This window comes from Lamprocystis purpurea DSM 4197 (assembly GCF_000379525.1).
Classification (GTDB): Bacteria; Pseudomonadota; Gammaproteobacteria; order Chromatiales; family Chromatiaceae; genus Thiodictyon; species Thiodictyon purpureum.
On the sequence record NZ_KB902391.1, the window covers coordinates 1 to 6,763 of the forward strand.

Here is a 6,763-nt window from a genome sequence, read left to right on the forward strand (position 1 = left end):
GTGCGTCGGGGGCGAGCGAGGGCGCGGGGATGGGCTGCCCTTCGTCCATCCGTCCATCCAGGGTCAAGGTCAGCACCTCGGCAGCGTTGAATAGGGCCTCCTCCAGGGTTTTACCCTCGGTGAAGGCTTCGCCGAAGTCGAGAAACTGGACCACAAAACCGCCGTCGGGCTCCGGGGTCAAAGCTGCCTTCCTGGCGCAGCACCGCCCAACCTTCGGCCTTGAGCTGCTTGATAATCTCGTGTCCATTCATGGGGAAAGGCTAGATCAGAAAAGGTAGAGGGGCAAGCGATCCTCTACGAAAAACAGAAAGCACTGGCCGCCTTCCGGTGGCCGGTACGATGACCAATGCCTGTTCGGCTTTTCTTTGCCAGAACGGAAACCGTGGTCTGTGCCTATTGTCCGTGCTGCGGATCGACCTTGTCTAGGACAGCCTTGAAGAATTCCGGCAGCAGTTGCTTTGTGTTGCCGGCTCGCCATGCCTCCCGTCGCATGTCACCATCGGGTCGCAGGTTCTTAAAGCCATTTTCTCTGAGAACGGAAATAATGGCATCTCTAACCTTCGCGGTAATTCTAAAAGGCACCGGTGGCTTCTTCACTCCCGGTAACTCAAATATCCCGGTCGTATATTTTCCACAATTAATCACCGCGTTGTTTACCACCCGATGCGCGTAAAGCCAAACGAAACCACCCTGTCCGTCTGGCAAGCCATCATCCCCCGTCATCCAAAGCAGTAACCAATCGCCTTCCCGAACTTTATCATTCGATAAGACATTGGTATAAGTTTCTTTTCTAATTATCTCTTGCAATGCGCCTCCTGTTTTCTCGTTAACAAGTTGATCATCAAATTGAAGGTCATGGTCGTTTACATACCAAATTACCCAAAACAAAGGTTTATGCTTGAAAGGGTAGTTCCGAATATCTGGCGCGCCCATGGGCGGTAGGCGATGGCGCTTGACGCTCATACTACGGTTCCAACGCCTTTCCATTTCTCGTAATTCGTTATCCTTCATTTCAGCCGACGGATATTTTTTCTTCGCTTTGTCGCGAATCTCGTCGGCAATCACGCCCAGTTCGTGCACCGTGTCAACATCCGCAATTTTAACCGCAATCTCTTCAAGTCCGTCTCCCGAGAGAGCATTATCCGAAAGATTGGCGCTACCAATTATGGCCGTACCGCTTCCAATATAGATCTTCGCATGAAGTTGATTGAGCAAGAAAACCTTGGGCCAACCGATTGTTGCAACCAGGGTGGCAACCGCAGCGGGATTCGTTCCGATATCAGTCGAAACTACAATATATTCGATGTTTTTCGGCTCCAAGAGGTATTTTGGCCATCCCCACCCAAGATAGGCGACTGCGATCTTCGTGGGGGACATCGCGCTGATCGCTTGTCCGATTGCCGCAGAGCGGATGATGTTCATACAAGCTCTCTCTTGGTTTCTAGCAGACGGGTTTCAATCATACATCAGCGTCAAGCTGAACACGCGCTCCTCGGCGCTCATATTCGGGCACCACCAAGGCTCAAACCAGTATCCTTCAGCGTCGTCCGGCAGGGCATCGCCGAATCGGCGCGCTATCGCGTCCCGTCCGGCCTAAGAAGTGAAAGCGAGCCGGGGCGCATTGACCCAGATGTGCGCATAACGGTTGTAGAGCACGATCGGGAGCACCGGCGGAAGCGGATCATCCGGTCCGATCGCTTTCGACCGGTGCAGGTCCTCATAGAGGAGGCCAATGTACGTGAGGAGCCGAACGGCCATGAGGCGATCGAAGGTGGACTGAAACTCCAATAGAATGGAAAGGATACCGATTTCGTGGGCCTGATGCAGTACCGTCGGCAAACGCGGACGAGAGCACTAGCAACGCACTGGCAGCCGGCGAGTCTGACGCCTCGATCGCCGGGCTAGACTGGTGCTCGGCGATCCCGGGGGCGCAGCCGCCTCCGTTTCCTCGCGTTCCGACGCGGCGAGACTGCGCGGGTATTCACCAATTCCGCGCCCGCGAGCGGCCGTTCGTCCGGCTGACGGCCATGGCGCCCGCGGCACCCCCGAACACAAAAACCGCTCGGACCGAGGTTCCGACCGCCCGCGTGCGGAACCTTGTAGTCAGGGCTTCCAGCCCTGACCCTCCCGGCGCCGCCCCGCCCCGCCCGGCCACTCCGCCCCGCTCCGTGCTAGACTCGACCTGAATTCAGTCCGAATGAAGCCTGCTTCGCTCCGAGGAAACCATGGTATGCCCCTGATTACTCTTGTCCCTGATTCTCTTGTCCGGCAGCGTCGCGGTCATCAACGAGAGCGGAATTCTCTGGATGAAAAGGCAGCAGCGCATGATAGATGGTGATCGGCTCCAAGGGAGCGGTCCGCTCGTGCTTGCTGCGATAGGTGAAAAGATCGGTAACGATGGGTTCCGGTTGCCAATCTCCGTCGTGCCGCCGGTTAGGACCCGCGGCCATGTTGGTCGCGAGTTCATGCTGCCAGCGACTCACGTCATCACTTTGGACATACCCCAGCATTCCAGCCTCCGGCCATCGGGGTGCGTACTCACCCGTCAGGAAGGCACGCAGACCCTCCGGCCCAAGATAATCGGAGCAACCACATTTTCCGCGGCAAAGGCGTTTCGCCTCAAACTCGTAGTGCGTTCGCGGTCTTTGATCAGTACACTCGATACGAATATCCATTCGCTGTCGGCGCTTGCCCTTCCGAATCGGGGAGTGGAGGCGCGGCTCCTCGTGGACCCCATAACGGCTGTACCATTCCGGCGCTTTCGGATCGTCGAGCAATTCCTCGATCACCCGCGTGAGTTCACCGGTGATATCCTCTTCGTGCGCTGCGGTCAGACTATTCCGGTCGAGTCGCGCATGCCCGAGATGCAGCAGCGTGAAGACATCATGACGGAAGGTAACCCAGTAGTTGTCCCGGAGCCATGCCGGGGCGGTGCTTCCTTGACTATGCCGACTCAATGCCATGAGACAGGTTCCTTTACGGCGAGGGCGTCTGCAATGAGATTGTCGGCATCCTGCAGGGCTTGGCTACGCAGCCAGTGCAAGCGCTGCATGGGTTTGACCAGAACCACTCGGTCGCCGTCAAAGATGGTCAAGCCCCGCTCGAAATAGAGCCAATGGGTGTGTTCACGCCTTAACCGCATACCCAGTTCTCCCAGCTCGCCATCAAGATCTCGCGACGTACGCTGCACTTTGGTCCGCCCAATACCGTCTCCCGCGACAGGTTCGATCATCACGGCTCCCCAAGTGCTTCCATGCCAGATCACTGCGCGATGGCGTAACTCGCTCGTACGCCCAGCGAATGAATCAAGGGTTTCGCACAGCGCATCTCCGTAAGTATAGAACGTCTTTTCACTGGGTAATTTGGATGCGCTTTCCTTACCAAGCTTTCCCTTGACTAGCTCCAGACGCGTATTGACCAGATCCTCGACAAACCAGCGATCCTGCTTGGAAAGACCCAGTCCATCATAGACGAGTTCATTCGCGTGTTGTTCCATGTGACGCAACTCTTTATGATGGTCGCTTAAGAGAGACTCTTGAGTGCGACACCAGCACTTAACCAACTCGTCGTATGCCCTCGCCCAAAGATCCAGATTCTCTGTGGACAAAGCATCCAGGGGAATCGGCAGCAACTGTAAGGTATTCAGGTCGGCTACGCTTTTCTGAATGCTCATTTCGGCCGAATGAAAGAGCTGATGGTAGGTCACAAAATCTGAAATTAAATACAGAGCCAGGGCCTTAAGTAGAACCTCCTGGCCCGGCTTGCCGGCGATGCCCAATTGCGGGTGAGGAATCACCAAGAAGTCCCTGTCATAGATCGCCCAGGATCGATTGCGGGGCAATACTAGGTGGGGCGGGCGGCAGACTTCAAGAGGTAAAGCGATACCGCTCCTCTTGCGCACGAAGGCATTATCCTCGGTCAATATTTCGATCGCCGACTCAGGAAATGAGTACAACCTGCCACGACGCTCCAAGGGCTTCATCAAGACGCGGCGTTTACCAACCAATTCCTGCACGAATTCGACCGGTTCGTCTGCATCCACCTTTCGGGACTGGACGCCTTGATGAGCAACGAGTCCATGTGCTGCCGCGAACTGACGAAACGTCGGCGCTCGTCTTCCAAAACGCTCCAAGACCCGCCGATCCTGCCGTGAACCCCACATCGCGAGTTTCCATGTCAAGCCATCACCTTGTGCGGCCTTGACCCGCTCTACCCGCCGTAACTCGCCGGCATTGATCGCGAGAGTCCAAGCCTCTCGGAATCGCTGACCAAGTCCTCTTACCAGCGTGGGCTGGTTCACCGCGAAGGGAGCGTAGGACAGGATGTCCTCGCTATCGTCAATTTCACCAGTTGCCCGAAAGAACAGCACCGCCGCCGGCAATGCAGCACGCCTGGCAAACAATAGATACGCCAAGTTGGAAAAGTTCGCTACGCACCATACCGGTACCTGGGAAAAGAATGCCGCGCGGAACTTGACCGATTGACTCTTGAAAAGGGTCATAGCCGGCGCCAACATCCCTGCGGCACCATCCGGATGCAGGTGCTCCAACGTCTTCCAAAGGAACGCTTCTGCAAGTTGCCAACCGCCGGTTGGGTGGCTTTCCTGACGGGGCTTCATCCAAGCGAAAGCAGGCTCTTGGCCCGGAAGGAGTTTATCCGGGATCAAATTCACCCAAGGCGGATTACCCACGATCCACTCGAATCGGAATTCCGGCCATGGAAACACTGGAGCAAAGAAGTCACCCCGGACGATGTTGGTTCCGTAAAGTCCGGGCAGTTTGAAATCGGGGAAACGGCGAAGGTCAGGCGGCTCCACATAGTCCAGCAATGTCAGACTCAAGCTGAAAGCAGCCACCCGGCAGGCGTCCTCATCTTGGTCGATCCCGAAGATGTGGTCCGTTAGTAACTTGCTCAGAGTCGCAGGGGACAGTGTGTCCGCACCGTGCAGTTGTTGTTCAATCAGACGGCGATACACTTGTACCAGAAAGGCCCCGGATCCGCAGGCCGGGTCAAGGACCTTGACGCCGAGTACCAAGGGGCGGCGCGTTGCCACCTCGTCGAGCACCAGATCAACCAGAAAGGTCGGAGTGTAGTATGCGCCCTTGTGTTTGCCCGCGTCTTCCGCATGGAGAAACTGTTGGTAGATGACGGACAAGGTTTCGATCGGAATGTGGGAAAAGTCGTAGCGGGGAAAGGCAAGATGCATTTGCCCATTGACACGGTCACCGGCTAACACGGCAGCGGTCTGCTGCACTGCTGCATCAGCGTTCGCACGCCGACTAAACTTAAGCGGAAACACGGAGCCGTTCAGCCATTCTTCCAATCTCTCGGTAACGGCGGTGAAGGTCGCGACGGATGCCTCCCGGGTGAAAACGCGGGATGAATCGATGTCCCAGTCCCGCAATTTTTCGTCCGACAGAATGTTGCGGTCCCGCAAGTAGTGCAGATAAATGTACTTGCCGATCAGGGCATGGGCTTCATGACGAAGGAGCCCCTGATCGTGAATCAGCGTCTTTCCCAGCTCCTCGAGTTCGTGCAGAAGAGACCAATCAACCCGCCGCGCCGGGTCCATGTACCGGCCCCACCGCTCCCAGACCCGACCTTCGGCGATCGCACGCGCGTCCAATCCAGTGAATGCGTCAAGCGACATCCTTGCCGACTTGACGATGTGTGTTATCTCATCAGCCTCAGTGCCATCATAGCGGAACCCGGAGTAGAGGACGAACCGCTCCGGCGTAGAGACGACCAGGAATGGAACCAGATTCTGATTCCAGACCCGGTGATGCACCCGCCGGGCCTCATCTTCATCAGGCGCATCGCAGAGATAAACCACCGGTATGGCGTTGTCCCCACCCGGTTGGCGCAGGGCATAGGCGCGGTGCAGTCCGCAGGTGTCGCGGGCACGGCGCAGGTGATGGGCGATGCCGGGCGGACAGCCGGGGGCGGCCGGGTCCAAGAGACCAGGGTCCCCAGCGTAATCCAGTCGCTCAATGAGGCCTTGCAGGTCCATTTCTTGGTCCCGTCAGCCGGCCAGTCTGAGGCCGAAGTTCAACTGGAGTTGGCCAAGTTGCTCACCGTCCTGAATGGTCGCACAGACGCCCTCCAGACCGACGCGAAAGCCGGAAATATCAGTGGGAAGCGGACTGTTTGCAGAGTCAAAACGGATACCTTCCGGCGTCAGGACCACCTGGTAGCGGCGCCACTCCAGCGCCGATCGCGCCCGCAACCAGACATGCAGTTGCGCGAACGCCTCGGCATATCTGGACACGACGACTGACGCGCGCTTCATGCGCAGGGCGATGGCAGCCGCGAGGACGTTGGCTTCATCGTATTCGGCGTGGATGCCTGGACCAAACCCGGCGGAAATCGGCGCGAGTACGCCGTCCCGGACCCACGCCTTCTGGTCGGATTCGGTGCAACCGCAGCGGGATCGAAGGACGGCGGCTTGCATGGAATCCCCCTGGTGATGGTGAAAGAGCAAATTTTCCCTTCATGGGGGAAATCATAGCACTTGGGGCGGCGGAGGTCGCTGTGGTTTTCGTCCCCCTGACCCGGACGGCGGCCGCGCGCCGTCCCTCCGTCGCAGGACGCACGGTCGCACTCAATTTGCTATCGGTACTTGGAAGGAGTACATCCGGCCCGGATGCGGGCGCTGGGGGCAATCAACTGTGCGTCGGGGGCGAGCGAGGGCGCGGGGATGGGCTGCCCTTCGTCCATCCGTCCATCCAGGGTCAAGGTCAGCACCTCGGCAGCGTTGAATAGG

General features: G+C 57.6%; 5 protein-coding genes and 1 pseudogene. All 6 read right to left on the minus strand.

From position 1 onward, the window contains the following. Positions 1-181, minus strand: a 181-nt coding sequence (locus tag A39O_RS40380; protein ID WP_020503616.1) for a type II toxin-antitoxin system HicB family antitoxin, incomplete at its 3' end; no start/stop codon positions are given. A gap of 212 nt (positions 182-393) precedes the next feature. Further along, the gene (locus A39O_RS0105050) at positions 394-1,422 is read right to left on the minus strand and encodes a phospholipase D family protein (RefSeq protein WP_026199180.1); all 1,029 of its coding nucleotides are present in this window, start codon (positions 1,420-1,422) and stop codon (positions 394-396) included. A gap of 204 nt (positions 1,423-1,626) precedes the next feature. Continuing rightward, a pseudogene (locus A39O_RS42545) lies at positions 1,627-1,794 on the minus strand (Rpn family recombination-promoting nuclease/putative transposase); the annotation flags it as partial. A 446-nt stretch (positions 1,795-2,240) separates the two neighbouring features. Then, complete coding sequence (locus tag A39O_RS0105060; RefSeq protein WP_020503619.1) at positions 2,241-2,963, minus strand: hypothetical protein; 723 nt, start codon at positions 2,961-2,963, stop codon at positions 2,241-2,243. Further along, positions 2,954-6,010: an HsdM family class I SAM-dependent methyltransferase gene (locus A39O_RS0105065; protein ID WP_020503620.1), complete on the minus strand. Its 3,057-nt coding sequence runs from the start codon at positions 6,008-6,010 to the stop codon at positions 2,954-2,956. Before A39O_RS0105065 ends, A39O_RS0105060 begins: the two co-directional genes overlap by 10 nt. Positions 6,011-6,022: 12 nt before the next feature. Further along, entirely contained in the window at positions 6,023-6,451 is a 429-nt protein-coding gene (locus A39O_RS0105070; protein WP_157639669.1) for a hypothetical protein, read from the minus strand. Positions 6,452-6,763 lie beyond the last annotated feature (312 nt).